At 72.4% G+C, this 26,789-nt stretch carries 24 protein-coding genes; 19 read left to right on the top strand and 5 right to left on the bottom strand.

Features of this window, described 5'->3' with window-relative positions; all coding sequences use genetic code 11:
* Window positions 1–47: 47 nt before the first annotated feature.
* From cobU to ACFYTT_RS19845, 3 genes are all read left to right on the top strand, one after another.
* A complete protein-coding gene (gene cobU / locus ACFYTT_RS19835; protein ID WP_387260945.1) occupies window positions 48–1,964 on the top strand; it encodes a bifunctional adenosylcobinamide kinase/adenosylcobinamide-phosphate guanylyltransferase in 1,917 nt (638 codons plus the stop codon).
* Window positions 1,954–2,727, top strand: coding sequence for an adenosylcobinamide-GDP ribazoletransferase (locus tag ACFYTT_RS19840; protein WP_176094928.1), 774 nt, complete (start codon window positions 1,954–1,956; stop codon window positions 2,725–2,727). Before cobU ends, ACFYTT_RS19840 begins: the two co-directional genes overlap by 11 nt.
* Window positions 2,728–2,793: 66 nt before the next feature.
* Window positions 2,794–4,083, top strand: a complete 1,290-nt coding sequence (locus tag ACFYTT_RS19845) for a DUF2314 domain-containing protein (RefSeq protein ID WP_387260948.1) — start codon at window positions 2,794–2,796, stop codon at window positions 4,081–4,083.
* Window positions 4,084–4,113: 30 nt separating this feature from the next.
* Here ACFYTT_RS19845 and gcvT read toward each other — a convergent pair whose 3' ends face one another.
* Entirely contained in the window at window positions 4,114–5,238 is a 1,125-nt protein-coding gene (gene gcvT / locus ACFYTT_RS19850) for a glycine cleavage system aminomethyltransferase GcvT (RefSeq protein ID WP_387260951.1), read from the bottom strand.
* Window positions 5,239–5,403: 165 nt separating this feature from the next.
* Between gcvT and ACFYTT_RS19855 the strand changes: the two genes are divergently transcribed.
* Window positions 5,404–6,975 carry a leucyl aminopeptidase gene (locus ACFYTT_RS19855; protein ID WP_176094931.1) on the top strand — a complete coding sequence of 524 codons (1,572 nt, stop codon included), beginning with the start codon at window positions 5,404–5,406 and terminating at the stop codon, window positions 6,973–6,975.
* A 159-nt stretch (window positions 6,976–7,134) separates the two neighbouring features.
* On the opposite strand, the gene ACFYTT_RS19860 is transcribed toward ACFYTT_RS19855, so the two are convergent.
* Window positions 7,135–7,464, bottom strand: coding sequence for a hypothetical protein (locus tag ACFYTT_RS19860; RefSeq protein ID WP_117228376.1), 330 nt, complete (start codon window positions 7,462–7,464; stop codon window positions 7,135–7,137).
* A 179-nt stretch (window positions 7,465–7,643) separates the two neighbouring features.
* Between ACFYTT_RS19860 and lpdA the strand changes: the two genes are divergently transcribed.
* Both lpdA and sucB read left to right on the top strand, forming a co-directional pair.
* On the top strand, window positions 7,644–9,035 hold the full coding sequence (lpdA, locus tag ACFYTT_RS19865) for a dihydrolipoyl dehydrogenase (protein WP_131056807.1): 1,392 nt from the start codon (window positions 7,644–7,646) through the stop codon (window positions 9,033–9,035).
* Window positions 9,036–9,106: 71 nt separating this feature from the next.
* Window positions 9,107–10,915 (top strand): 2-oxoglutarate dehydrogenase, E2 component, dihydrolipoamide succinyltransferase, encoded by a 1,809-nt coding sequence (sucB, locus tag ACFYTT_RS19870; RefSeq protein ID WP_387260956.1) that lies wholly within the window; start codon window positions 9,107–9,109, stop codon window positions 10,913–10,915.
* A 121-nt stretch (window positions 10,916–11,036) separates the two neighbouring features.
* Here the strand turns inward: sucB and ACFYTT_RS19875 are convergent, their stop codons facing one another.
* The gene (locus tag ACFYTT_RS19875; protein WP_387260959.1) at window positions 11,037–11,978 is read right to left on the bottom strand and encodes an SDR family NAD(P)-dependent oxidoreductase; all 942 of its coding nucleotides are present in this window, start codon (window positions 11,976–11,978) and stop codon (window positions 11,037–11,039) included.
* Window positions 11,979–12,115: 137 nt separating this feature from the next.
* Between ACFYTT_RS19875 and ACFYTT_RS19880 the strand changes: the two genes are divergently transcribed.
* The 10 genes from ACFYTT_RS19880 (at window position 12,116) to ACFYTT_RS19925 (ending at window position 20,804) form a co-directional block, all read left to right on the top strand.
* Window positions 12,116–12,694 (top strand): TetR/AcrR family transcriptional regulator, encoded by a 579-nt coding sequence (locus ACFYTT_RS19880; protein WP_176094935.1) that lies wholly within the window; start codon window positions 12,116–12,118, stop codon window positions 12,692–12,694.
* Between the two features lie 45 nt (window positions 12,695–12,739).
* Complete coding sequence (locus ACFYTT_RS19885) at window positions 12,740–14,068, top strand: low temperature requirement protein A (protein WP_387260961.1); 1,329 nt, start codon at window positions 12,740–12,742, stop codon at window positions 14,066–14,068.
* A gap of 41 nt (window positions 14,069–14,109) precedes the next feature.
* A complete protein-coding gene (locus ACFYTT_RS19890) occupies window positions 14,110–14,379 on the top strand; it encodes a type II toxin-antitoxin system Phd/YefM family antitoxin (RefSeq protein WP_176094937.1) in 270 nt (89 codons plus the stop codon).
* Window positions 14,369–14,785 carry a type II toxin-antitoxin system VapC family toxin gene (locus ACFYTT_RS19895; RefSeq protein ID WP_387260964.1) on the top strand — a complete coding sequence of 139 codons (417 nt, stop codon included), beginning with the start codon at window positions 14,369–14,371 and terminating at the stop codon, window positions 14,783–14,785. The genes ACFYTT_RS19890 and ACFYTT_RS19895 overlap by 11 nt, the downstream gene beginning before the upstream one ends.
* Window positions 14,786–14,880: 95 nt before the next feature.
* Entirely contained in the window at window positions 14,881–15,792 is a 912-nt protein-coding gene (locus ACFYTT_RS19900; protein WP_387260967.1) for a TIGR01777 family oxidoreductase, read from the top strand.
* 188 nt (window positions 15,793–15,980) lie between these two features.
* Window positions 15,981–17,798 carry a DUF2079 domain-containing protein gene (locus tag ACFYTT_RS19905; RefSeq protein ID WP_387260969.1) on the top strand — a complete coding sequence of 606 codons (1,818 nt, stop codon included), beginning with the start codon at window positions 15,981–15,983 and terminating at the stop codon, window positions 17,796–17,798.
* Between the two features lie 64 nt (window positions 17,799–17,862).
* On the top strand, window positions 17,863–18,504 hold the full coding sequence (gene lipB, locus ACFYTT_RS19910; protein WP_357215660.1) for a lipoyl(octanoyl) transferase LipB: 642 nt from the start codon (window positions 17,863–17,865) through the stop codon (window positions 18,502–18,504).
* Between the two features lie 290 nt (window positions 18,505–18,794).
* Entirely contained in the window at window positions 18,795–19,499 is a 705-nt protein-coding gene (locus tag ACFYTT_RS19915) for a hypothetical protein (protein WP_387260972.1), read from the top strand.
* Window positions 19,496–20,170: a DUF4166 domain-containing protein gene (locus tag ACFYTT_RS19920; RefSeq protein ID WP_176094941.1), complete on the top strand. Its 675-nt coding sequence runs from the start codon at window positions 19,496–19,498 to the stop codon at window positions 20,168–20,170. Before ACFYTT_RS19915 ends, ACFYTT_RS19920 begins: the two co-directional genes overlap by 4 nt.
* 13 nt (window positions 20,171–20,183) lie before the next feature.
* Entirely contained in the window at window positions 20,184–20,804 is a 621-nt protein-coding gene (locus ACFYTT_RS19925; protein ID WP_131055713.1) for a TetR/AcrR family transcriptional regulator, read from the top strand.
* Between the two features lie 248 nt (window positions 20,805–21,052).
* On the opposite strand, the gene aspS is transcribed toward ACFYTT_RS19925, so the two are convergent.
* Window positions 21,053–22,339 (bottom strand): aspartate--tRNA(Asn) ligase, encoded by a 1,287-nt coding sequence (gene aspS, locus ACFYTT_RS19930; RefSeq protein WP_387260976.1) that lies wholly within the window; start codon window positions 22,337–22,339, stop codon window positions 21,053–21,055.
* Between the two features lie 472 nt (window positions 22,340–22,811).
* Here aspS and lipA point away from each other — a divergent pair, with 472 nt between their 5' ends.
* Both lipA and ACFYTT_RS19940 read left to right on the top strand, forming a co-directional pair.
* Window positions 22,812–23,801 carry a lipoyl synthase gene (gene lipA / locus ACFYTT_RS19935; RefSeq protein ID WP_131055717.1) on the top strand — a complete coding sequence of 330 codons (990 nt, stop codon included), beginning with the start codon at window positions 22,812–22,814 and terminating at the stop codon, window positions 23,799–23,801.
* 146 nt (window positions 23,802–23,947) lie between these two features.
* Entirely contained in the window at window positions 23,948–24,637 is a 690-nt protein-coding gene (locus tag ACFYTT_RS19940) for a DUF4191 domain-containing protein (protein ID WP_131055719.1), read from the top strand.
* Between the two features lie 15 nt (window positions 24,638–24,652).
* On the opposite strand, the gene ACFYTT_RS19945 is transcribed toward ACFYTT_RS19940, so the two are convergent.
* Entirely contained in the window at window positions 24,653–24,997 is a 345-nt protein-coding gene (locus ACFYTT_RS19945; RefSeq protein WP_254877077.1) for an RDD family protein, read from the bottom strand.
* Between the two features lie 323 nt (window positions 24,998–25,320).
* On the opposite strand from ACFYTT_RS19945, the gene glnA reads away from it, so the two are divergent.
* Complete coding sequence (glnA, locus tag ACFYTT_RS19950; RefSeq protein WP_387260981.1) at window positions 25,321–26,745, top strand: type I glutamate--ammonia ligase; 1,425 nt, start codon at window positions 25,321–25,323, stop codon at window positions 26,743–26,745.
* The last annotated feature ends 44 nt before the right edge of the window (window positions 26,746–26,789 follow it).

Below are 26,789 nucleotides of genomic sequence, written 5' to 3' on the forward strand. Positions count from 1 at the left end.
GGCCCTGCGATGCCGCTCCCGCCCGGCCGGCCGTTAAGGTACGAGCCATGTCCCTAGACGGGTGGAACACGCTCCTGGTGCTCGGCGGCATCCGCTCCGGCAAGTCGGAGTTCGCCGAGGCCCTGGTGGCCGACGCGGTCTCGGTCCGGTACGTGGCCACCGCCGCCGGCGGAGGCGACGACGACGCGGAGTGGGCGGCACGGATCGCCGCGCACCGGGAGCGCCGGCCGGAGACCTGGAGCACCGAGGAGACGGCGGACGATCCGCGTCGACTGGCCGACGTGATCGCCCACGCCCGGCCGGACGAGACGTTGCTCGTCGACGACCTCGGCGGCTGGGTCACGGTGCTGCTCGACCCGGCCCACCAGCCGGCCGACGACACCGTCACCGTCGCCGAGCTGGCCGCCGCCGTCCGGGACTGCCCGGCACGGCTGGTGCTGGTCAGTCCCGAGGTCGGGCTCTCCCTGGTGCCGACCACGCCGCTGGGCCGGGCGTTCACCGACGCGCTCGGCGCGGTCAACCGGGCCGTCGCCGACGCCTGCGACGCCGTGGTGCTGGTGGTCGCCGGCCAGCCGGTCCGGTTGAAGCCGGCCGCGCCGGAGCACGCACCGACCGCCGAGCCCTCGCCGGAACGGTCCACCGCCACCGTCAACGGCACGGCGGTGCCCGCACAGGCCGGCCCGAACGACGCGCGGCCGGTCGACGGTGTCGCGGCGCTGCCGGCGTCGCCGCCGGTGACCACCCCGGAGGCACCGGCCGCGTCCGCGCCGGTCCCGGCGGCCGACGATACCGGGTGGACGGCACCCACCATGACGCTGCCGGTGGCCGACACCGGTCTGGTCATCCAGCCGGGCATGGAACTGCCCATGCCCGACGACTACGCCGGTCCGCAGGCGGTGGAGCGACTCGCCACGCTCGACGTGCCGGGTACCGGGCTCGGCGTCCTGGAACAGGTGGTCTCGTTCGCCGCCGCCACGCAGGGCACCCCGACCCCGGCACCCTGGCAGTCGGTCCGGGTGCTGCTGCTGCACGGCGACCACGACGGCGGGAGCGCCGCCGGAGCCCGGGCCGGGGAGTCGGCCCGGCGCGCCGAGGCGGCCCGCGCCGGTCAGGGCGTGCTCGCCCGGCTCGCCGCCGAGAGCGGAGCAGGTCTGCAGGTGGTGGAGGCGCCCACCGCCGCCGCCATCGAGCACGGCCCGGCGCTCACCGCCGAGCAGGTCGACGCCGCGCTGCGGTACGGCTGGCGGCTGGCCGAGGAGGCCGTGGACGCCGGCGTGCAACTGCTGGTGGTGGCGGCGTGCGGCGCCGGCACCGAGGCTGCTGCGGCGGCAGTGCTGGCCGCGACCGCCGGTGCCGAGGCGCCCGCCGTGCTCGGCCGCGTGATCACCGAGAACGGCGAGATCGACGACGTGGCCTGGATGGCCCGTTGCGCGGCCGTCCGGGACGCCCTGCACCGCACCCGGCGCGCCTCCCGCGACGCCAAGGACGTGCTGGCCCAGCTCGGCGGCGGCGACATCGCCGTGGCCACCGGCATCCTGCTGGGGGCGACCGCACGCCGCACGCCGGTGCTGCTGGACGGGCCGGTCGGCGTGGCCGCCGGCCTGGTCAGTCGGGACCTGGCCGGGCAGGCGCGGCACTGGTGCATGCTGGCCGACCACGGCGGGCACCCGGCCGTCAAGCTCGCCTCCGACGTGCTCGGCCTGAGCCCGCTCGCGCAGCTGCGGCTGGACCTCGGCGAGGGGGCCAACGCGTTGACCGTGCTGCCGCTGCTGCGCTCGGCGCTGGCGCTGGCCGCCGCGCTGCCGCCGCGCCCGTCGCACGACACGGCCGACGCCGGCGACGTGGACGCGACCGACGAGCCGGATCCGGTCGAGGAGGACGAGCCGGACTTCCGCGAGCCCGAGCCGGCAGGTCCGGGACCGACCAGCACCGAACCGGCGGAGCAGGGCACGCGTGCCGGCTGAGCCCCGGCTCGGCGACGGGGCGCGGCTGGCCCTGACCACCTTCACCATCCTGCCGGTACGCGCCGGCCGGATCGACCGGACCACGGCCGGTACGGCGATGGCGCTCGCCCCGGTGGTCGGCGCCCTGCTGGCCGTGCCGCTCGGCGGACTCCTGCTGCTGCTCGGCACGGTCACCGCACCGCTGGTCGCCGCCGGGGTGACCGTCGCGGCGGGCGCCCTGCTCACCCGGGGCCTGCACCTGGACGGGCTGGCCGACACGGTGGACGCCCTCGGGTCGTACCGGCGGGGGCCGGCCGCGCTGGAGATCATGAAGAAGCCGGACGTCGGGCCCTTCGGTGTGGTCGCCCTGGTGCTCGTCCTGCTGGTGCAGGCCGCCGCGCTGGCGGAGTTGGCCGGCCGGTCCCGGTCGGCGGCGTTCGCGGCGGTGCTGGCGGCCCTGGCGGCCGGTCGGCTCGGGGTCTCGCTGGCCTGTCGACGGGGTGTCCCGGCAGCCCGCCCGGACGGACTCGGTGCGATGGTCGCCGGCACCGTCGGGCCGGTCACGCTGGCCGTGGCGACGGCCGCCGTGGCACTGGCGGCAGTGCCGGCCGTGCCGGACCGCCCGTGGCAGGGGCCGCTGGTCGTGCTCGCCGCGCTGGCCGTCGCGGCCGGGCTGCTGCGACACGTGGTACGCCGCCTCGGCGGCATCACCGGCGACGTGCTCGGCGCCACCGTGGAGCTGGTCACCACGCTGGTCTACCTGGGTCTGGTGCTGTCCGGCTGAGCCGTGCGACCACCGGCGGGTAGCGTTCCTTGTCGACAGCACCGGCGCGGCCACCCTGGGGACGACATGCTCATCACCGACGACTTCCTGCCCGTACCGGTCCCGGAGTCGCTCACCGCGACCTATCTGGTGCCGACGGTGGGGCTGCCGTCGGTGACCGCCCGCACGGCGGTCCGCGGGCTGGCCGGCCGGCTGGCCGAGCCGGTGCACGGGCTCGCCGTGCAGATGTTGGACAGCCCGCTGATGAGCGTCGACATCCGCCCGATCGGCGAGTTCCCCGCCCTGCCGCCGGACCTGCTCACCGCGTTCGGGGCCACGCAGGCGCAGCTCGACCGGCTGGCTGCCGCGAGCCATCTGGTCGTGGTGCAGGCCGAGTACCGGCCGGGGTGGCCGCCCGCCCACGAGTGGGCGGCCCGCGCGGTGGCCGCGGCCGTGGCCGAGGAGGTCGGCGGCGACGTGGTCGACGTGTTCGGGTTGCAGTTCCTGGACCCGGCGGCGGCGCTGCGGTCGCTGCCGGACGCCGAGGGCCGGGTCCGGCTGGTCGACTGGGTGCTGGTGCCGTACTCCTCGGACGCCGAGGGTCTCTGGTTCACCACCAAGGGACTGCGCCGCTTCGGTCTGCTGGAGTTGCAGACCCAGGGCGTGCCGGACCACCTCACCCGGGCCTGGGGCGCGGTGATGACCGGCGCCGCCCGGCGGCTGCTGCGGGACTGGACCGACGGGCTGGCCGGCGACGAGGTGCCCGCGTTCGTGCCGCTGCCGGTGCTGGCCACGGTCACCGGCCACGACATCGCGGTCGCGTACGGCAACCCGGAGCAGCACGGGGCGACCGCGCCGGTGCTGCTCCGGCTGGAGCTGGACCCGGCCACCGACCCGGAGGCCGACTCGTTCCTGAGCCTGCGCCCACCGGCCGGGCACCCCGGCCCGGACGGGCGCTACTTCGCCGCCGCCTGCGGCACCCTGTTCGCCGGTATCCAGCCCGACGTGCGGTACGCGCGCTCCGGCGACGCGATGAGCCGGGCGGTCGCCACCGCCCGCGCCGGGCTGGGCGACATCCGAGCCCGTTTCCGCGCCGGTCAGCTCCCGTCGGAGACGCAGCTCGTGGTCAAGTACGGGCTGCCCGGCGACGACGGCCCGGAGTACGTCTGGGCCGGGGTGACCACGTGGGAGACGCCGGAGCGGATCGTCGGCGCCAGCGCCAGCGACGCCAACACCGACCCCTCGGTCCGCATCGGCTCGCCGGTGGAGGTCGAGACCACCGACATCGTCGACTGGGCCGTCCTGGGCACCTCCGGCGTCGTCGAGGGCGGCTGGACCCAGGCGGTCCTGGACGCCGGTGAGCCGCCCCGCCCCTGAGTCAGGCCGGCGTCACGCCACCGGTCCGCGTCACTTCACGGAGGGGTCGACGAAGGGCGGTCGGGTCAGCCGGACCGGCAGGCGACGACCGCGCACGTCCACCTGGAGTTCGGTGCCGTCGGCCAGGGCCGGGGCGGTGTCGACCAGCGCGAGCGCGATGCCCTGCTTGCGGGTCGGGCTGAACGTGCCGCTGGTGACCGTGCCGACCCGGGTGTCGCCGTGGTACACCGCCATGCCGGGGCGCGGGATGGCCCGGTCGACGGCCTCCAGGCCGCGCAGCGTACGCGCCGGACCGGCGGTCTTCTCCGCGAGCAGCGCGGCACGGCCCCAGAAGGCCGGCTTGTCCCAGCCCACCGCCCAGCCGGACCGGGCCTGCACCGGGCTGATGTCCAGCGACAGGTCCTGCCCGTGCAGCGGGTATCCCATCTCGGTGCGCAGGGTGTCCCGGGCGGCCAGCCCGCAGGCGCGCGGCGCCGGGTCGGCGGCGAACAGGGCGTCCCAGACGGTGACCGCGTCGGCCGCCGGGACCACCAGCTCGAAGCCCAGCTCACCGGTGTAGCCGGTGCGGCACACGGTCAACGCGACGCCGTCGAGGGAGGCCGGCGAGAAGCTCATGTACCCGTGGTCGGTGGGCAGGCCCAGCCCGGCCAGCAGCGCCGCCGAACCCGGTCCCTGGACCGCCAGGACCGCGTACTCCTCGTGCTCGTCGGTGACCGTGACCTGCTCCGGCGCGGCGGCGCGCAGCCGGCGCACCACCTCGGCGGTGTTCGCGGCGTTCGGGATCAGGAAGACGTGGTCGTCGGCGTACAGGTAGGCGATGATGTCGTCCACCACGCCGCCGGTGGCCTCGTCGCAGCAGAGCGTGTACTGCGCCCGGCCGGGCCCGATCCGCCGCAGGTCGTTGCTGAGGCAGGAGTTGACGAACTCCGCCGCGCCCGGCCCGGTCACCCGCGCCTTGCCCAGGTGCGAGACGTCGAACACGCCGACGTCGGTACGCACCGCGGCGTGTTCCCGCAGCACCCCGCCACCGGCGTACTCCAGCGGCATCTCCCAACCGCCGAACGGGGCGAACTTGGCGCCGAGTGCGGAGTGTCGCTCGGCCAGCGGAGAACGACGCAGCCGGGTCTCGGCGGCGTCGGTGGTCACGTCGGTCATGGGTGGGAACTTACCGGGGCGGACCGGTCTGGTTAGCATCGGCGGGACCCACCGGAGGAACCGGCGGGGCAGCACCGACGTCCGACGGGTACCTCATCCGCCGGCACCAACCGAACCGCCGGTACGCCACACGCGGCCGGCCCGGCCCGCCCGGGAGCAGCTTCCGTGACATCGCCCAGCACCACCCTGAGCCTGGTCGACACCGACCCCGCCGAACTCGCCGTCGACGCGATCGTGATCGGCGTGCACAGTACGACCGGTGAGCAGGACGCCACCAGCGGCCTCGCCGGCACCCTGCTGCTCGCCAGCGGCGCCGAGAGCATCGCCGCCGCCTTCGACGGCAAGCTGACCGAGACGCTGGCGCTGCTCGGCGCCACCGGCGGACCGGGCGAGGTGATCAAACTGGCCACTCTGGGCACCGTCACCGCCCCGCTGGTCGCCGCCGTGGGACTCGGACCGGAGCCCACCGGTGCGGCACCCGCCCCGGAGACCCTGCGGCGGGCGGCGGGGGCCGCCGTACGGGCGCTGGCCGGCGCGTCCCGGGTGGCGCTCGCGCTGCCGCTGCCGGACGACGCCGACGGCCCCGCCGCGCTGCGCGCCGTCGGCGAGGGAGCGCTGCTCGGCGGCTACCGCTTCGCCGGTTACAAGACCCGCCCGCAGCCGAACCGGCGCGAGCCGGTGGCCGAGGTGCTGGTCGCGGTGCCGGACGCCGCGGACGCCGGCGCGCAGGCCGAGGTGACGCGGGCCCGCACGGTGGCCGCCGCGGTCCGGCAGACCCGCGACTGGGTCAACGTCGCCCCGAACGAGCTGCGCCCGCCGGTCTTCGCCGACGCGGTCGCCGAGGCCGGCCGGGCGGCGGGCCTGGAGGTCGAGGTGCTCGACGAGGTCGCCCTGCGTGCGGGCGGCTACGGCGGCATCATCGCGGTCGGTCAGGGCTCGGAGGCACCGCCGCGCCTGGTCAAGCTGACCTGGACCCCGGACGGCGGAGGCACCGGCAAGCGGGTGGCACTGGTCGGCAAGGGCATCACCTTCGACACCGGCGGCATCTCGATCAAGCCGGCGCAGGGCATGTGGGAGATGAAGTCCGACATGGCCGGCGCGGCGGCGGTGGCCGCCACCATGCTGGCCGTCGCGGAGCTGAAGCCGGCGGTGACGGTGACCGCGTATGTGCCGATGGCGGAGAACATGCCGTCGGGGACGTCGTACCGGCCGGGCGACGTGATCACCATGTTCAACGGCAAGAACGTCGAGGTGCTCAACACCGACGCCGAGGGCCGGATGATCCTCGGTGACGCGATGGCCCGGGCCTGCGCGGACGGCTGCGACTACCTCTTCGAGACCTCCACCCTCACCGGCGGGCAGGTGGTCGCGCTGGGCAAGCGGATCTCCGGCCTGATGGGCACCGCCGAGCTGTGCGAGCGGGTCCGTGACGCCGGTGACGCGGTCGGCGAGCCGGCCTGGCCGATGCCGCTGCCGGACGACGTGCGCAAGGGCATGGACTCGGACGTGGCCGACATCTCGCAGGTCAACGCCGGCATGGACCGGGCCGGTCACATGTTGCAGGGCGGTGTGTTCCTGCGCGAGTTCGTCACCGACGACGTCGCCTGGGCGCACATCGACATCGCCGGCCCGTCGTACCACTCGGGCGAGGCGACCGGCTACTGGACCAAGGGCGGCACCGGCGTCCCGGTCCGTACCCTGCTGCACCTGATCGACGACGTCACCGCAAACGGCTGACCTGCTTGTAAGGAAGGGTCCCCTGCTAACGCCTGGTGCATAGCAGGGGACCCTTCCTAACATCCGAACACCCGAGCCGGAGCATCGCGACGGCCGAGCGCGGGCACGGCGGGGTGCGACGCGCGGTGAGGTCCGGCCGGCGTCCGCGCGGTGGCGAGGTCAGTACTGCTCGGGGCGGCGCTTGCGGCGCTCGTTGTAGTCGCGCATCCGCTGCGGGTAGCCCATCAGGGCGATGTCGTAGACCGGGATGCTGACCCGGTACGCGAAGCGGCGCGCCCCGTCCGGCCCGTCGATGCGGCGCCGGGTCCACTCGCCGTCGTCGGCGATCAGGATGACGGTGGTCTCGGTGACGGTGGTGCGGGGTTCGATGAACGCCTCGACACCCTTGCGGGTCCGGACAAAGTTCTCCAAGTGCTCCAGATCAGCGCGATTGGCCGTACGGTCGGAGTCAACCGCGCGTGCCTGCTTGCGTCGCCGGAACAGTCCCACCGAGCCGTCTCCCCACGCGTCCGTCGTCGAAGGCAGTGCCAAGGGTACGTGGCGACAACGTGTCGTTGGGCACCTCGGTACGCGGCTTCCGCACGGTGGTGACAAGATGGCCGAGGTGGGGTGTGTCCCTGTTACCCCGCCGTGACCCCCGATGCAGCGACGCGACCTGGGAGTTGGACGTGAGCGAGCCGAACGACGCAACCTTCGACATCGTCATCCTCGGAGGTGGCAGTGGCGGCTACGCGACCGCCCTGCGCGCCGCCCAGCTGGGCCTGAACGTCGCGCTGGTCGAGAAGGGCAAGCTGGGCGGGACCTGCCTGCACAACGGCTGCATCCCGACCAAGGCGCTGCTGCACGCGGCCGAGATCGCCGACCAGACCCGCGAGTCGGAGCAGTTCGGCATCAAGGCCGAACTGGTCGGCATCGACATGGCCGGGGTGAACGCGTACAAGGACGGCGTGATCTCCCGCCTCTACAAGGGTCTGCAGGGCCTGGTCGGCGGCTCCAAGAACATCACCTTCGTGGCCGGGGCCGGCAAGCTGGTCGCCCCGAACGCGGTCGAGGTGGACGGCAAGCGGTACACCGGCCGCAACGTGGTGCTGGCCTCCGGCTCGTACGCCAAGAGCCTGCCGGGCCTGGAGGTCGACGGCGAGCGGGTCATCACCAGCGACCACGCCCTGACCCTGGACCGCGTCCCGAGTTCGGCGATCGTGCTCGGCGGCGGTGTGATCGGCGTCGAGTTCGCCAGCGTGTGGAAGTCCTTCGGGGTGGACGTGACCATCGTCGAGGCGCTGCCCCGCCTGGTCGCCGCCGAGGACGAGGAGTCGTCGAAGGCGCTGGAGCGGGCGTTCCGCAAGCGGAAGATCAACTTCAAGGTCGGCAAGCCGTTCGAGAAGGTCGAGAAGACCGACAACGGCGTCAAGCTCACCATCGCCGGTGGCGACACGGTCGAGGCCGAGCTGCTGCTGGTCGCCGTCGGCCGGGGCCCGAACACCGCCGACCTCGGCTACGAGGAGCAGGGCGTCAAGACCGACCGTGGGTACGTCCTGACCGACGAGCGGCTGCGCACCAGCGTGCCGAACGTGTACGCGGTCGGCGACATCGTGCCCGGCCTCCAGCTCGCCCACCGTGGCTTCCAGCAGGGCATCTTCGTCGCCGAGGAGATCGCCGGCCAGAACCCCGCCGTGATCGACGAGGCGGGCATCCCCCGGGTCACCTACTCCGAGCCGGAGCTGGCCTCGGTCGGCCTCACCGAGGCCAAGGCCAAGGAGCAGTACGGCGCCGACAAGATCAAGACGTACAACTACAACCTCGGCGGCAACGGCAAGAGCCAGATCCTCAAGACGGCCGGCTTCGTGAAGCTCGTCCGGGTCGACGACGGCCCGGTGGTCGGCGTGCACATGGTCGGCGCCCGGGTCGGTGAGCTGGTCGGCGAGGCGCAGCTGATCTACAACTGGGAGGCGTACCCGGGCGAGGTGGCCCAGCTGGTGCACGCCCACCCGACGCAGAACGAAGCCCTGGGCGAGGCGCACCTTGCCCTCGCCGGCAAGCCGCTGCACGCGCACGCCTGACCACGACAACCCGCGGCGTCCGGCGACGGGCGATGATCCCCCCACCAGGGAAATGAAGGAGTCTGGAGAACATGCCGGTATCGGTCACCATGCCCCGGCTCGGCGAGAGCGTCACCGAGGGCACCGTCACGCGCTGGCTCAAGCAGGAGGGTGAGACCGTCGAGGTCGACGAGCCCCTGCTCGAGGTTTCCACCGACAAGGTCGACACCGAGATCCCGTCGCCCGCGGCCGGCGTGCTGACCCGGATCGTGGTGGGCGAGGACGAGACGGCCGAGGTCGGCAGCGAGCTGGCGGTCATCTCCGGCGAGGGCGAGTCGACCGGCGGTGAGGCCGCCCCGAAGCAGGAGGAGGAGGCCCCCGCCGAGCAGGCCGCCGAGGCTGCCGAGGAGCCGCAGGCCGAGGCGGAGCAGTCGGCCGTCGAGGAGCCGGCCGAGCAGCCGGCCCAGGCTTCCGCGCCGTCGGGCGAGGGCTCCCCGGTCCAGATGCCGGCCCTCGGCGAGAGCGTCACCGAGGGTACGGTCACCCGCTGGCTCAAGCAGGTCGGCGAGACCGTCGAGGTCGACGAGCCGCTGCTGGAGGTCTCCACCGACAAGGTCGACACCGAGATCCCCTCCCCGGTCGCCGGCACCGTCCTGGAGATCAAGGTCGCCGAGGACGAGACCGCCGAGGTGGGCGCCACGCTGGCCGTCGTCGGTGCGGCCGGTGCCGCCCCAGCCGAGGCCAAGCCGGAGCCGACGCCGGAGCCCAAGGCGGAGCCGAAGGCCGAGGCCACGCCCGAGCCGAAGCAGGAGGTCTCCGAGCCGACGCCGGGTGCCTCGTACAACGAGCCCGCGCCCGAGGCCGAGAAGGCCCCGGAGCCGGCCAAGGCCGAGCAGGCCGCCCAGCCGGCCGCTCCCGCCCCGCAGCGCGCGGCGGCACCGTCGAACGGCGGTGAGCAGTCGGCCGGGTACGTGACGCCGCTGGTCCGCAAGCTGGCTGGTGAGCACGGTGTCGACCTCGCCTCGCTCAACGGCACCGGGGTCGGCGGGCGGATCCGCAAGCAGGACGTGCTGGACGCGGCCGAGAAGGCCAAGGCCGCCCAGGCCGCGCCCGCCGCGGCACCGCAGGCCGCCGCCACGACCCCGACCAAGCCGGCCGCCAAGCCGCAGCCGAGCGCCAAGCGCGGTACGACCGAGAAGCTGCCCCGGATCCGTTCGGCGATCGCCAAGCGGATGCAGCAGTCGCTGCACGAGATGGCGCAGCTCACCACCGTGATCGAGGTGGACGTCACCAAGATCGCCAAGCTGCGGGCGCAGGCCAAGGAGTCGTTCCTGGCCCGGCACGGCGTCAAGCTGTCGTTCCTGCCGTTCTTCGCCCTCGCCGCGATCGAGGCGCTCCAGACGTACCCGATCGTCAACGCCCGGATGGACCTCGACGGCGGGACGATCACGTACCCGGACGCCGAGAACCTCGGCATCGCCGTGGACACCGAGCGGGGCCTGCTGGTGCCGGTCATCCACAACGCCGGTGACCTCAACCTGGGCGGCATCGCCAAGCGGGTGGCCGACCTGGCCGAGCGCACCCGGACCAACAAGATCAGCCCGGACGAGATCGCCGGTGCGACGTTCACGCTGACCAACACCGGCAGCCGGGGCGCACTCTTCGACACCCCGATCGTGCCGTCGCCGCAGTCGGCGATGCTCGGCACGGGTGCCGTCGTCAAGCGCCCGGTCGTGGTCAACGACGCGGAGCTGGGCGAGGTCGTCGCGGTCCGGTCGATGATCTACCTGGCCCTCTCCTACGACCACCGACTGATCGACGGTGCCGACGCGGCCCGCTTCCTGGTCGCGGTCAAGGAGCGGCTGGAGGCCGGCAACTTCGAGGCCGAGCTGGGCCTCTAACCGCCGTCAGCAGCACGAGAGGGCGCCCCGGTCAGGTGACCGGGGCGCCCTCGTCCGTCGGTGCGGCCGACCGGGTCGCCATCGGCACCTGCCGGCACCCCGACCTGCGACACCGGCCGGCTCAACCGGCCAGGGTCTGCTCGCTGACCTGCCAGAGCCGCTGGGCGGTCTCCGGGTCGACGGCGTACGCGGCGACGCCGGTCCGGGTGCCGGGCTCGTGCGGCCCGGCCTGCTGGCAGTCCTCGAAGTAGCGCCCGCCGACACCGTCGAGCAGCGGCGAGGTGGCCACCAGCACGGATGTGGCGGCCCCCTGCTCGGGCGTCTTCCAGGGGGCGGCCGGGCCGCTGGAGGCGCGCAGCCGGGCCAGTTCCTCCTCGTCCACGTACCGCTGGAGGTTGGTCCGGATCCCTCCGGGGTGCAGCGCGTTGGACAGGATGCCGTCGTCGGCCCAGCGGCGGCTCGCCTCCACGGCGAAGAGGACGTTCGCGGTCTTGGACTGCCCGTACGCGGTCCACGGCTCGTACTCGCGCTTCGCGAAGTGGATGTCGTCGAAGTCGACGGGTGAGCGCAGGTGGGCCGCCGAGCTGACCGAGACGACGCGGGCGCCCCCGGCTGCGGCAAGGGCCGGACGCAGCCCGGTGGCCAGCGCGAAGTGGCCGAGATGGTTGGTGGCGAACTGCATCTCCCAGCCCTGCGGCGTCCGCATCTCGGGCGAGGCCATCATGCCGGCGTTGTTGACCAGGATGTGCAGGGGTCCGTCCCAGTTCGCCACGAAGGCGGCGACCGAGGCCGGGTCGGCCAGGTCGAGCGCGGCCACCGTGATCCGGTCGTTGCCGGTGGTACGGGTGATCTCCTCGGCCGCGCGGTGGCCCTGGTCGGGCTGGCGTACGGCCAGGGTGACGTCGGCTCCGGCGGCAGCGAGCGCACGGGCGGTCTCGACCCCGATGCCCGATCCGCCGCCGGTGACGACGGCCCGGCGACCGGTGAGGTCGATGCCCGCGACGACCTCCAGCGCGGTGGACTCGGCGGTGAACGGGGTGCTGACAGGCGTACCGATGGCCATGATCCATCCTTGTCGACAGAGGCGCGGCGGGTGTGGACCGCCGCTACGATGAGAAGCGGAGGCTCCTCCGTTACCACCACACTAACCGGAGGCTCCTCCGCTTGCCACCCGGGTTCCGGCCCAGTTCAGGAGGAGACGTGCCGCAGACCGGTCCCCGACCGCTCCGCGCCGACGCCCAGCGCAACCGCGAGCGGCTGCTGGACGCGGCCGTCCGGGCGTTTTCCCAGGCAGGCCCGGAGGTAACCCTCGACTCGATCGCCAAGGACGCCGGGGTCGGCATCGGCACCCTCTATCGCCACTTCCCCACCCGGGAGTCGCTCGTCGAGGCGGCCTACCGCAACGAACTGGCGAAACTCTGCGACGCGGCGGCCGAACTCCGCGACCGCCTCCCACCGGTCGAGGCGATCCGGGAGTGGATGGACCGGTTCATCGACTACCTCACCACCAAACGGGAGATGGCCGACGCGCTCCGGCTGGTGATCGCCGCCGGCGCCAACCCGTACGCCCAGAGCCGCGACCGCCTCCTCGGCGCGATCGGCCTGCTGCTCGACGCGGGCGCGGCAGCCGGGACCGTACGCGCCGACGTCGACCCCGCCGACGTACTGGTCGGCCTCAGCGGCGTCAGTCTCGCCTCAGGCGGCCGAGACCAGCGCGACCAGGCACGACGGCTGCTGGACCTGCTGATGGACGGGCTGCGTTACCGCCCGGGGGGCTGATCCGAAATGCACCCGGGCGACCGGCGCCGCTGCCACACTCAGGCCGTGGACGAGAGGCGCCGACGGCACCGGCTGGGGCCGGCGGTCGGGATCGCACCGGGCGCCCGGGTCGACAAGTTCGAGGTCTTCTTCGACCTGGTCTTCGTCTTCTCCTTCTTCAACATCGCCCGGGCCACCGCCGCGAACATCACCGACCGGCAACTGCTGCACGCCCTGCTGGTCCTCGCCGTGCTGTGGTGGTGCTGGGTGGTGCACACCGTGGTGGCCACCCGGGTACGCATCGGCGAGGGCTTCGTACCCGTCCTGATGGTCGCCGGGATGGCCGCGCTGTTCTGCTTCGCGCTCGCGCTGCCCCAGGCGTTCATGGGCGGCGGCGGCACCGAGGCCGGGCCGATCGTGGTGGCGGTCAGCTACGTGGTCATCCGGGCCGTACACCTGGCGCTGTTCCTGCGCGCCGTCCGCGACGACCCGGTGGAACGCCGCCAACTGCTCCGGTACGCCCCCGAGCTGACCCTGAGCACCGCGCTGCTGCTCGTCGCCGCCCTGCTCCCCGGTCACCTGCCCGACGACGACATGGCGGCGCTGGTCCGGGACGGCCTGTGGATCAGCGTCGTGCTGCTCCAGTACGGCACCGGGCTGCTGGCCCGCACCTGGGGCTGGGGAGTGACGTCGGCCGAGCACTGGACCGAACGGTACGACCTGATCCTGATCATCGCGCTCGGCGAGTCGGTGATCTCCATCGGCCTGGGCAGCAACCTGCTCGGCCAGGCACCCACCCTGCCGGGGGTGACCGCCGCCGTGTTCGGCATCGTCTTCAGCGCGGCCATGTGGTGGATCCACTACGACGTGATCGGTCCGGCCGCGCGGATCGCGCTGCACGCCAGCCAGGGCCGCCCCCGGGTGCTGATGGCCCGCGACGCGTACGCCTATCTCTATCTGCCGATGATCGTCGGCATCCTGCTGTTCGCCCTCGGCGCCGAGGGCATCGTGCACGACATCGCCGAGCCCGGCGTACCCATCAGCCAGCCGGCCCAGGGACCGGACGTGCCGCTGCTGTTCTCCGGGGCGCTCTGCTATCTGGTCGGGAACATGCTGTTCCAGTGGCGCACCCTGCGCACCCTCTCCTGGCTCCGGCTGGGCACCGTGGGCCTGCTCGCGCTGGGCATCCCGATCGCCATGCCGCTGCCCGGACTGCTCGCGCTCGGTGTACTCGCCGTGATCCTGGTCGGCATGATCGTCACCGAGGTGGTGGTGATGTCCGAGGCCCGGCACGCGTTGCGCGCGGCGGTCTTCGAGGAGCGCACCGCCCACGAGGCGGCCGAGGCCGCCTACCGCGCCCGCTGGCACGACAACCCAACCGACCCGCACCCGTGACATGCGTAGCACTCTGTAGCACCCATGGCTAGAATGGGCGGGTGGCTGAGCACGCCCATCGGGAGATCACACAGCGAGAGTTGCGCAACGACTCCGGCGCGATCATGCGCGGGGTGGAGCGCGGAGACTCCTACGTCATCACCCGTAACGGCACCCCCATCGGCAAGCTGATCCCGCTTCGGCGGCGCACCTTCGTTCCGCGCGCCGAAGTGATGGCCGCATTCGCCACCGCGCCCCCGCTCGACGCGGAGCGATTCCGCCGAGATCTCGACTCCGCCGTCGATCAGGACCCGTTCGATCGTGAGTGGTGAGAGCACGACCCGGGGCCTGATCGACACGAACATCGTGATCCTCCTCGGCGCGCTGGACCCGGACGAACTGCCGGAGGAGATGGTGATCAGCGCCGTGACGCTCGCGGAACTGTCCGCCGGCCCGCACCACGCCGACGATTACGCTGAACGAGCCCGCCGGACCAGCGTGCTCCAACACACCGAGGCCACCTTCGACCCGCTACCGTTCGACGCCGAGGCGGCCCGAGCGTTCGGGATGATCTCCAGCGCCGTCCTCGCCACCGGCCGCACCACCCGCCGTCGGCTCGCCGATCTCATGATCGCCTCGGTGGCCCATGCCAACCGCCTGCCGCTCTACACGACCAACCCGAACGACTTCGCCGGTCTGACGGAACTGGTCGACGTCCGGCACGTGCGCCGCCCCTGACGTCGTCGTTCGACAGACCCACGTCGGGTCAGCCGAGACATCGGCGTGACCGACTCGACCCAGCCGGACGGCTGCGCGTACCCGAAGATGTCTGTATGCGGATCCTGATGGCCGGTGCGTCCGGCTTCCTCGGCACCCGACTGGTCGACCTGCTCGTGGCCGACGGGCACCAGGTCACCCGGCTGGTCCGGCGGCCACCGCGCCGCCCGGACCAGCGGCAGTGGAACCCGTCGGCGGCGCAGCTCGACCCGGCGCTGGTCGCGGAGGCGGACGCGGTGGTCAACCTGGCCGGCGCCGGGGTGGGCGACCGCCGCTGGAACGACCAGTACAAGCAGCTCATCCGCGCCAGCCGGGTGGACACCACCAGCACCCTGGCCATCACCATGGCCGGTCTGTCCGAGGCCGACCGGCCCGAGGTGCTGCTGAACGCCTCGGCGATCGGCTGGTACGGCAACACCGGCGACCGGGTGGTCGAGGAGGACGCGCCGGCCGGTGAGGGCTTCCTGGCCGACGTGGCCCGGGTGTGGGAGGCGGCCACCCGCCCGGCCGAGGACGCCGGGGTACGGGTGGTGCGGCTGCGGACCGGACTGCCGCTGCACCGCGACGGCGGGCTGCTCAAGCCGCAGTTGCTGCCGTTCAAGCTGGGTATCGCCGGTCGGCTCGGCAGCGGACGCCAGTGGATCCCGTGGATCTCGATGACCGACTGGCTGCACGCGGTCACGTTCCTGCTGGCCCGCGCCGACCTGAACGGCCCGGTGAACGCGGTCGGGCCGGCACCGGTCACCAACGCCGAGTTCACCCGGGAGTTGGCCCGCCAGTTGCGCCGTCCGGCGGTCATCCCGATCCCGGCGCTGGCCCTGAAGGCGGTCCTCGGCGGCTTCGCCCAGGAGGCGCTGACCAGCACGCGGGTTCTGCCCGGCGTACTCAACCGGGCCGCCTTCACCTTCCGCCACCCCGACCTGCCCACGGCCCTGCCCACGGCCCTGCACGCCGCCCTGCACGACTGACCGCACCCGTCCCGCACGCCTGATCGCACCCGTCCTGCCCTCCTGGTGCGTTCGGCACCGCCGCGCCGCGCCCAGATGTTAGGAAGGGTCCCTTTATCTACACCAGGCGTTAGCAGGGGGCCCTTCCTTACAGGCGGAGGTGACGGGTCTGACCTGAGGTGTCCGGTGCGGTTGGTAACGTCCGCTAGGTGCCAAGCTCCCCGTCCTCGGCGTCCCTGACCACCTCGCCGCCGCGCGTCACCCGTGACCGCCGCGCCGACCTGATCGTGACGTTGATCGCGCTGGCGCTCGCCGTCTGGGTGACCAGCGGGCTGTGGTCAGACCCGAACGGTCGCGCGATCACGGTCAACTCCAGCGACCAGGCACTGTTCGAGTGGCTGCTGGCCTTCGGTGGTCACACGGTCAGCCACGGCGAGAACCCGTTCTTCACGTACCTGATCAACGTCCCGGACGGCGTCAACCTCGCGGTCAACACCTCGATCACCGTGTACGCGGTGGTCTTCGCCCCGCTGACGTACCTGATCGGGCCGCCGGCCACCTTCCTGGTGATCCTGACGCTGAACCTGGCCGCGACCGCCGTCGCCTGGTACTGGCTGCTCTCCCGGCACCTCGTCGGCAGTCGCCTCGCCGCCGCCGTCGGCGGACTGTTCATCGGCTTCTCCCCCGGCATGGTCTCGCACGCCAACGCCCACCTGAACTGGACCGCCGGCTGGCTGGTGCCGCTGCTGGTGTGGCGGCTGTTCGTGCTGCGCCGGTCGGCGCACCCGCTGCGCGACGGGGCGATCCTCGGCGTACTCGTCGCGATCTCCTTCTCCATCGCCGCCGAGGGGCTCTTCTTCACCGCGCTGGCGCTCGGCCTGTTCGTCGCCGTCTGGGCGCTGCACCCGGCCAACCGGGTCGAGGCCCGGTCCGTGCTGCCGTCGTTCCTGCGCGGCCTCGCGGTGACCACCGTGGTCGCCGGGGTGCTGCTGGCGTACCCGCTCTGGCTGCACTTCGCCGGGCCCCAACGCTTCCACGGCACCGGATTCGACTCGGTGATCCACTCCGAGGACATCGCCGCGTACGCCGCCTACCCGCGCCGATCGCTGGCCGGCGAGGCCGGACTGGGCACCTCGCTGGCGCCGAACCCGACCGAGGAGAACTCCTTCTTCGGGCTGCCCCTGCTGCTGCTCACGGTCGCCTGCTTCGCCCTGCTGTGGCGGTCGGCCACGCCACGACGCCGGGCCACGCTGTGGGGGCTGGGCGTCGTGGCGGTGGCCTTCACCGCGCTCTCCTTCGGGCCGGTGGCGAAGGTCAACGGCCACCGCACCGACCTGCCCATGCCGTTCGACCTGCTCGGGCAGCTCCCCGTCGTGAACGCCGCGCTGCCGGCCCGACTCGCGCTGGTGGTGACGCCGGTGATCGGGCTGCTGTTGGCGTTCGCCGTGGACCGGCTCCGCCACCACCGGCCGGGTCGGGCGGCGGCGGTGGCCTGGACGGCCGCCTTCGCGGTGGCGCTGGTGCCGCTGGTCCCGACGCCGCTGCTCACCATCGAACGGGAGCCGATCCCGCGCTTCATCACCTCCGGCGCGTGGCGCGACTACGTCTCCCCGGGCGGGGTGCTGACCCCGGCGCCGCTGGCCCTCGACGTCTACCCGGACGGCCAGCGCTGGCAGGCGTACGCGCTGGCGAACCGGCAGGGTGAGTTCGCCATCCCGTCCGGCTTCTTCCTCGGCCCGGGCGGGCCCGACGGCCGGGGCCGGATCGGGCCGGTGCCGCGTCCGTTCGGCGCGCTGCTCGACCAGGCCGCGCGCAGCGGCCTGCCGCCGATCGTCACCGAGGGCACCCGCGAGGAGGTACGCGTCGACCTGGAGCACTGGCGGATCGAGACGGTGGTGCTCCCCGACGAGGTGCACGGCGCCAAGTGGCCGGTCGACGAGGAGGCGGTACGCCGGACGTTGACGCTGCTCTTCGGCGAGCCGGAACGCGTCGAGGACGTCTGGCTGTGGCGCGTCGGGCAGCGCTGAGCCGCCCGGCCCGTGAGCCGGCTCACCGGAGGTGACCAGCGGGTACGGGTCTAGGCTGGTACGCGTGACCGCGACGACCTCCGGCCTGACGGCCGTACGTGCCGGCGTCCTCGACTACACCGCCGCCTGGGACGAGCAGCGCCGCCTGCACGAGACCGTGGTCTCCGGGGAGCGGGGCGACACGGTGCTGCTGCTGGAGCACCCGAGCGTCTACACCGCCGGCAAGCGCACCGAGCCGTGGGACCGGCCGATGGACGGCACCCCCGTGGTCGACGTGGATCGCGGCGGCAAGATCACCTGGCATGGTCCCGGGCAACTCGTCGGCTACCCGATCCTGCGCCTGCCCGACCCGGTCGACGTGGTCGCATACGTCCGGCGGGTCGAGCAGTTGCTGATCGACGTGTGCGCCGAGTTCGGCCTGACCGCCTCCCGCGTCGACGGTCGCAGCGGCGTCTGGGTGCCGGCTGACGACCGGGGCCCGGACCGCAAGGTGGCCGCCATCGGCATCCGGGTCGCCCGGGGCGTCACCCTGCACGGATTCTCGATCAACTGCGACTGCGACCTGACGTACTTCGACCGGATCGTGCCGTGCGGCATCCGGGACGCCGGGGTCACCTCGCTCTCGGCCGAGTTGGGGCGCCCGGTCACCGTGGCCGAGGTGCTCCCCGTCGTCGAGCGCCACCTGCCCACCATCACCACCGCCTGACCGCCGGGGCCGTCGCCCACGAACGGACCGCCCGGCCACGCGCCCGCCGCGCCCCGCCGCGCCGCGCCGCCGCGCCGCCGCGCCGCCGATCATGGAGTTGTGGCTTCCTTTTTGAGGGCATTCGCCAGACTCGTCCCCACCACAAGCCCATGATCGCGGCGCGTGACCCGGGTGCACTCCCCGGCGTGCACCAGGCCGCGACCGGGGGAGCGCACCTTCACGCCGACACCTCTTGAGCGAGTGCTTAAATTCGGTTACGTTTAAGCGGTCGCTCAAACTCGGGGGTGGACATGCGGTCTGTTTATGTCGAGACGCTCATCGACGCACCGATGGAGCAGGTCTGGTGGGCGACCCAGGATCCCGGGGAGCACCGTCGATGGGACGTGCGGTTCAGCCGGATCGACCCGGTGCCGGGCAGCCGACCCGCCCGATTCCGGTACGCCACCACCGTGCTCCCCAGGCTCACCGTGCGTGGGTGGGGTGTCCACGCCGGTGAGCGGCAGCGTCCCGACGGCACCCGCACCTCGGCACTGCGGTTCGGCTCCGACGACCCTCGGTCACTGGTCGCCGCCGGCTCCGGCCACTGGCGCTACCTGCCCGGGCCGCACGGCGTCCGGTTCCTGACCGGCTACTCGTACACCCCTCGGTGGGGTCTCCTGGGTCGGCTCGCCGACCTCGCCTTCCGGCCGCTGTTCGGCTGGGCCACCGCGTGGTCCTTCGACCGGCTGCGGCTCTGGTTGACGGCCGGCGTACCCCCGGAACGTGCCCGGGCCAACGCGGTCCGCGACGTCGCCCTCCGGCTGCTCGCGGTGGTCGCGGTCACCGCGGCGGCCGGAGTCGCGGGCCGGACGTCGGCCGCCCTCGCGCTGGTCGTCGCCACGTCAGCCGCCTGTCTGATACCCCCGCATCCGCACACTCCGGCGGCCCGACGCTGCCGGCGCCGCCCGCCGGACCGCCTCGCCGCCCGGCCACCCCGCCTCCTGGAGCACCTGTGACCTCCGTCTTCCAGCATGCCCTCGGCGACGACTTCGACCGTCTGCACCCGCACCTGCGCCGCCGCTTCGCGGTCGACGGCGAACCCGACCTCGGCTGCGTCGGCACCGGGACGATGGACCGGGTCTGGCGCGGCGGCGCCTTCACGGGGCCGTTCCTGCGCCTCGGCAGCCTGCGCCACATCCTCTTCCCGGAGACCGGCCGGCAGATCCCGTTCACCATCGAGAACTACGCCTACACCGACACGTACGGCCGCCCCACCCTGACCTTCGTCCGCACCTTCCAGGTCACCCCACACCGGCGGCGACGCTTCGACGCCACGATGGTGTGGAGCGCCCGTCGCGGGGTCCTGGTCGACTATCTCGGTACGCACCAACACCTCGCCGTCGACCTGCACCTCTCCGTCGACGCCGCCGGTGGGCTGACCATCCGCAGTGGCGTCCAGCGGTTCCCGAACGGGCTGCCCTGCCCCGCCGCGCTGACCGGCGAGGCACGCGTACGCGAGTGGTACGACGACCGGACCGACCGGTTCCGCATCGAGGTCAGGGTCACCAACCGCCGGTTCGGTCCGCTCTTCGGCTACGAGGGCGGCTTCACCGTCGACTACGTCCCGTCGCACCGGACACCGGTGCCCGCCGCCGTACGCCCGCTGCGCGAGAATCCCCGGGAGTAGACGAGAGGACACCATGGCCACCCGGGACAAACTGATCGACGGTGCCATCGCCGCGATCCGTGCGCACGGCATCGCCGGTGTGTCGGCGCGGACGATCGCGGCCACGGCCGGCGTCAACCAGGCGCTGGTCTTCTATCACTTCGGCAGCGTCGACGAACTGCTGGCCGAGGCGTGCCGGAGTGTCACCAGCACCCGGGTGGCCGCGTACCGGGCCCGTTTCGCCGAGGTGTCGTCCCTGCGCGAACTGCTCGACGTCGGGCGTACCCTGCACCACCAGGAACAGGCCGAGGGCAACCTCGCGGTGCTGGCCCAGCTGCTGGCCGGCGCACAGAACGACCCCACGCTCGCCGAGTCCACCGCAGCGGCCCTGCGGATCTGGACGGTCGAGATCGAGTCGGTGCTGCGGCGACTGCTCGACGGCTCACCGATCGCCCCGGTCGTCGACCCCACCGGACTGGCCCGTGCCGTCAGCGCCGCCTTCATCGGCCTGGAACTCTACGACGGCGTCGACCCGGACGGCGCGCGCTCCGCGTTCGACGCCCTGGAACGACTCGCCGTCCTGGTCGAGGTGATCGACGACCTCGGCCCCATCGCCCGCCGCGCCGCCCGCGCCAAACTCCGCCACCTCACCTGAGCGTCCCGCCGCCCGTCGGCCCACCACCCCCGCCCGCCCGCCCGCTCCGTTCGCCCGCTCCGTTCGCCCGTCGATCATGGAGTTGTGGTCGGAACAAAACGGAAATACATCCGCGATTCCAGTGCCACAACTCCATGATCGACGGGATCGGACGGCGGACGGCGGACGGCGGACGGCGGACGGCGGACGGCGGACGGCGGACGGCGGACGGCGGACGGCGGACGGCGGACGGCGGACGGCGGACGGGGTCAGGGTGTGAGGCGGTGGAGGTCGCGGGGGAAGGCGGTGACCTCGCGGACGTTGGCGGCTCCGGTCAGCCGGGCGACGAAGCGTTCCAGACCGATGGCGAACCCGCCGTGCGGCGGCATGCCGTGCCGGAAGGCGTCGACGTATCCGGCGTACGGCTCGACCGGTTCGCCCCGGGCGACGAGGGCGGACAGGTAGTCGGCGTGCCGGTGCAGCCGCTGCCCTCCGGTCACCAGTTCCAGGCCACGGAAGAGCAGGTCGAAGCCGTTCGAGTAGTCCGGCCGGTCCGGGTCGGGGTGGGTGTAGAAGGGCCGCTTCGCCATCGGGTACCCGGTGACGAAGACGAAGTCGGAGCCGTGTTCCCGCTGCGCCCACTCGCCCAGCGCCCGTTCGTGGGCGGGCGCCAGGTCCGGTTCGTCGGCGGGTGCCCCGGCGATCCGCAGGGCCTCGGTGAAGTGCACGTCCGGGATCTGCGCCGGTACGGCGGGCACCTGCACGCCGAGGGTGGCCAACGCGGCGCCGGCCCGGTCGTCGACCGTCTCCATCATGCCGGCCAGGGTGTCCCGCAGGACCTCCATCACGTCCCGGTGGTCGGTGACGAAGCCCAGCTCGGCGTCGAGGGAGGTGTACTGCGCCAGGTGCCGTACGGTGTCGTGCGGCTCGGCGCGGAACACCGGCCCGACCTCGTAGACCCGCTCGAAGACACCGACCATGAGCTGCTTGTAGAACTGCGGTGACTGGGCCAGGTACGCCGGACGGCCGAACCAGTCGAGCGCGAAGACGTTCGCCCCGCTCTCGGTGGACGAGCCGACGACCTTCGGGGTGTGGATCTCGACGAACCGTCGGGCGTCCAGCGTGGCCCGGAAGCCGGCCACCGCCGCCGCCGAGATGCGCAGTGCCGCCGAGCGGCTCGGGTGGCGCAGCGCGACGGGTGCGTGGTCGAGCTGGGTGGGCAGGCTGGCGGTGAGCGTCGGCCGGTACAGGTCGAAGGGCGGCGGTACGGCGGGCGGCCCGAGCGGGCGTACCACCGGGTCGGTCAGCTCGACCCCGGCGGGCGCGGTGGCGTTGGCGACCACCGTGCCGTCGACTTCGACGACGCTCTCCTCGGGCAGCGCCTCGATCTCGGCGCGGACCGCCGGGTCGGTGACCACCACCTGGGTGAGGCCGGCGGCGTCCCGGACGATCAGGAAGGCCACCGACTTGAGCAGTCGGCGGCGGTGGACCCAGCCGGCGATCCGGACGGTACGGCCGGTGTGCGGGGTGAGTCGGTCGGACAGGATGCGTTGCACGGTTACCTCCTCGTCGATCGCAACGCGATCCCCGGGAGGTGTGGGCGAGCGGGAACCTCGCGGTGCCACCACACCTTCGCCCCCGTCGGGACGGGGGCCTCATTCGTCGCCTTTTCACCGGGGCCAGCCGGGCGGGCTCTACTGGGCGCGGATGTTAGGCGGGGTCCCCTGCTCTACCGCAGGCGTTAGCAGGGGGCCCTTCCTTACACATCACACGCCGTTCTTCCCGCAGCTCGGGAGGGTCTTCACGGCCCGACGCCAGACCGCCTCACAGCAACCGGCGGCTCTCTTCAACTGGCGGATCGGGGCGCTACTCGGCTCCGTCGTCGCTCTCGAACGACCACGCTAGCACCCGATCGGGCCGTCCTGTGACGCGTGATTCCCGCCCTCGGTGTCCGGCGTCACAGGATTTCCGAGGTGACGGCCGTCGCCCCTGTTCATCGACGGCCACCATCCGGCGTAGGCTCGTTTTGTGACGATCGAGCACTCCGCGCCAACGACCGGCCAGGCCGCGCGTACCGCGACGCCCGCTCCCGAGGGGCGGCGACTGCTGCGGATCGAGGCACGCAACGCCGAGACGCCGATCGAGCGCAAACCACCGTGGATCAAGGTCAAGGCCAAGATGGGCCCGGAGTACACCCAGTTGCGCGGGCTGGTCTCGCGCGAGGGGCTGCACACCGTGTGCCAGGAGGCCGGTTGCCCCAACATCTACGAGTGCTGGGAGGACCGGGAGGCCACCTTCCTCATCGGCGGCGACCAGTGCACCCGCCGCTGCGACTTCTGCCAGATCGACACGGGCAAGCCGGCCGAGTTCGACGCCGACGAGCCGCGCCGGGTCGCCGAGTCGGTGGTCTCGATGGGCCTGCGGTACGCCACCATCACCGGCGTCGCCCGTGACGACCTGCCCGACGGCGGCGCCTGGCTGTACGCGGAGACCGTCCGGCAGATCCACGCCCTGCAACCGGGCTGTGGCGTCGAGCTGCTGATCCCCGACTTCAACGCCGTCCCCGAGCAGCTCGCCGAGGTGTTCGGCGCCCGGCCCGAGGTGCTGGCGCACAACGTCGAGACGGTGCCGCGCATCTTCAAGCGGATCCGGCCGGCGTTCCGCTACGAGCGCTCGCTGGACGTCATCAGCCAGGCCCGCGCGGCCGGGCTGGTCACCAAGAGCAACCTGATCCTGGGGATGGGCGAGGAGCGCGCCGAGGTCTCCCAGGCGCTGCGCGACCTGCACTCCGCCGGTTGTGAGCTGATCACCATCACGCAGTACCTGCGTCCCTCCCCCCGGCACCACCCGGTAGAGCGCTGGGTCAAGCCGGAGGAGTTCGTCGAGCTGCGCGAGGAGGCCGAGGAGATCGGCTTCGCCGGGGTGATGAGCGGGCCGCTGGTGCGCTCCTCCTACCGCGCCGGCCGCCTCTACCAGCAGGCCCTGGCCGCCCGCGAGAGCGTCGCCGTCGCCGGCTGAGCCGACCGGCGTCGACAGGGTTCCGCCGGCTGCGTCGGCGACCGACCGCACGAACCCCGGTCCAGGACGGGCCGGCGAGCGGCACCCGACGGGCAGGGACCGGCCGGGGATCAACCGCGCGGCGAGCGACCACTAGACTCGGGCGCATGGCAAAGCCCCAGGAGAAGGTCTCGTTCGGCCAGCGGCTGAAGCAGATCGGGTTGGTGTTCCGGTTCACCGCCAAGCAGGACAAGTGGTTCGCGCCACTGGCGGCCGGCGCGGTGCTGATTCCGCTCGCGCTGACCGTGGTCGCGGTCATGATCTGGGGCTGGTTGTGGTTGCCGTTGGGCATCCTGTTCGCCCTGCTCGCCCTGCTGATCGTGCTCAACCTGCGGTCGAACCGGGCGATGATGAACGCGGCCGAGGGGCAGCCGGGCGCCGCCGCGCAGATCATGGAGAACATGCGGGGCGACTGGCGGGTCTCCCCGGCGGTCAGCTCGACCACCCAGATGGACATGGTCCACCTGGTCATCGGCAAGCCGGGCGTGATCCTGCTGGCGGAGGGCAACCCCCAGCGGGTACGCGGGCTGCTCGGCCAGGAGAAGCGTCGGCTCGCCAAGGTGATCGGCAATGCACCGCTCTACGACTACGTCATCGGCCAGGACGAGGGCGAGCTGCCGATCCGCAAGCTGCGGATGACGCTGATGCGGCTGCCGCGCAACCTCAGCGGCAAGGACGTCAACTCGCTGGACAAGCGACTCAAGGCGCTCACCGCCCGGCCGCAGATGCCCAAGGGCGCCATCCCGAAGAACCTCCGCCCGCCGCGCGGTGCCTTCCGGCAGAGCCGGGGCCGCTGAGGTCGGGTCGGGCGGTCAGCGCCCGGCGCGTACGGCCGGGACGACGACCGCGCCGCTGAGGCGGTCGTGCAGGCCCCGCCGGTGCTGGTCCATCAGCAGTGCGGGGACGACCAACGCCAGCAGGACGCCGCGCAGCAGGGCCCGGACCAGTCCGATCCGTCCGCCGTCGACCCAGGCCACGCAGCGGATCCTGGTGACGTACATGCCGGGGGTCTGTGCGAACAGGCCGAGGAAGAAGCCGTACATCACGATCAACACGACGACCGGCGCCCACGGGTCTCCGGTGGGGCTGGCGAACAGGCCCGACGCGAGCAGGCAGAGCACCCAGTCGATGACCAGTGCCCCGAAGCGGCGGCCCAGGTCGGCCGGGGCGAAGGTGGGGTCGGTGGCGGGCGGCGGCGCGTGGTGGGGCTCGGTCGTCACAGCGGACAAGACTAGCCAGCACACGGGCACGGGCCCGGCGCAGGTCCGGCACGTGATACCGAAAAGGGTCAATAGCAGCAATTTTCACTACACTGGCACAGCCGGACCAGTCCGTCGCGTATCGGGTCCGTCCCACCAGGGAACATGACACAACGCGAGGGACGTAACACGGCAGAAACACTGGAGACATGGCCGGGCAACCGCACGGCCATAGCGTCGCCAGGAGCCTAGCTACCCCGTGGACGTTGCCAGGAGGACGAGTGTTCGCCAATCCCGAGGAACTCCTGCGTTACCTCAAGAACGAGGACGTGAAGTTCGTCGACGTACGTTTCTGTGACCTGCCGGGTGTGATGCAGCATTTCAATCTGCCGGTGGAGTCTGTCGACGACAACTTCTTCACTGATGGTCTCGCGTTCGACGGGTCGTCGATCCGGGGCTTCCAGGCGATCCACGAGTCGGACATGCTCCTGCTCCCGGACGTCGCCACCGCCTTCATCGACCCGTTCCGGGCGCAGAAGACCCTCGCGTTGAACTTCTTCATCCACGACCCGTTCACCCGCGAGGCCTACTCCCGCGACCCGCGGAACGTCGCGAAGAAGGCCGAGGCGTACCTCGCCGCGTCCGGGATCGCCGACACCGCCTACTTCGGTGCCGAGGCCGAGTTCTACATCTTCGACTCGATCCGCCACGAAACCTCCGCCCACCAGTCGTTCTACTACATCGACTCGATCGAGGGCGCCTGGAACACCGGCCGCGAAGAAGAAGGCGGCAACCGCGGCTACAAGACCGCCTACAAGGGCGGCTACTTCCCCGTCCCCCCGGTCGACCACTACGCCGACCTCCGCGACAGCATCGTACGCCGCCTCATCGACACCGGCTTCACCGTGGAACGCTCCCACCACGAGGTCGGCACCGCCGGCCAAGCCGAAATCAACTACAAGTTCTCCACCCTGCTACACGCCGGCGACCAGCTCCAGCTCTTCAAGTACATCGTGAAGAACGAGGCCTGGGCCAACGGCAAGACCGCCACCTTCATGCCCAAGCCGCTGTTCGGCGACAACGGCTCCGGCATGCACACCCACCAGAGCCTCTGGCTCGGCGGCGAACCCCTCTTCTACGACGAGACCGGCTACGCCGGCCTCTCCGACACCGCCCGCTGGTACATCGGCGGCCTCCTGCACCACGCCCCGTCACTGCTGGCCTTCACCAACCCGACGGTCAACTCCTACCGCCGCCTCGTACCCGGCTACGAAGCACCGGTCAACCTGGTCTACTCCCAACGCAACCGCTCCGCCTGCACCCGCATCCCCGTCACCGGCAGCAACCCCAAGGCCAAGCGCGTCGAGTTCCGGGTCCCCGACCCGTCCGCGAACGTCTACCTCGCCTTCTCCGCGATGATGATGGCCGGCCTCGACGGCATCAAGAGCAAAATCGAACCCCCCGCCCCCATCGACAAGGACCTCTACGACCTCCCGCCCGAGGAATGGGGCGACGTCAAGCAGGTCCCCGGCTCCCTACCCGCCGTCCTCGACTCCCTCGAAGCCGACCACGACTACCTCCTCGAAGGCGGCGTCTTCACCCCCGACCTCATCTCCACCTGGGTCGACTGGAAACGCGCCAACGAAGTCGACCCCGTCCGCCTGCGCCCCACCCCACACGAGTTCGCCATGTACTTCGACTGCTGACACCCACCAACACCACTCGGGCCGGCTCCGCTACCGCGGAGCCG

Origin of the sequence: Micromonospora sp. NPDC003816, from assembly GCF_042874705.1 — a bacterium.
Taxonomy (GTDB): domain Bacteria; phylum Actinomycetota; class Actinomycetes; order Mycobacteriales; family Micromonosporaceae; genus Micromonospora.

Excerpts from the sequence above, each read along its gene's own strand:
- ACFYTT_RS19900 (WP_387260967.1), top strand. The coding sequence starts at position 14,881 with ATGCGGATCCTGATGGCCGGTGCGTCCGGCTTCCTCGGCACCCGACTG.
- cobU (WP_387260945.1), top strand. The coding sequence starts at position 48 with ATGTCCCTAGACGGGTGGAACACGCTCCTGGTGCTCGGCGGCATCCGC.
- ACFYTT_RS19875 (WP_387260959.1), bottom strand. The coding sequence starts at position 11,978 with ATGGCCATCGGTACGCCTGTCAGCACCCCGTTCACCGCCGAGTCCACC.
- ACFYTT_RS19845 (WP_387260948.1), top strand. The coding sequence starts at position 2,794 with ATGCTCATCACCGACGACTTCCTGCCCGTACCGGTCCCGGAGTCGCTC.
- ACFYTT_RS19940 (WP_131055719.1), top strand. The coding sequence starts at position 23,948 with ATGGCAAAGCCCCAGGAGAAGGTCTCGTTCGGCCAGCGGCTGAAGCAG.
- ACFYTT_RS19925 (WP_131055713.1), top strand. The coding sequence starts at position 20,184 with ATGGCCACCCGGGACAAACTGATCGACGGTGCCATCGCCGCGATCCGT.
- ACFYTT_RS19915 (WP_387260972.1), top strand. The coding sequence starts at position 18,795 with ATGCGGTCTGTTTATGTCGAGACGCTCATCGACGCACCGATGGAGCAG.
- gcvT (WP_387260951.1), bottom strand. The coding sequence starts at position 5,238 with ATGACCGACGTGACCACCGACGCCGCCGAGACCCGGCTGCGTCGTTCT.
- sucB (WP_387260956.1), top strand. The coding sequence starts at position 9,107 with ATGCCGGTATCGGTCACCATGCCCCGGCTCGGCGAGAGCGTCACCGAG.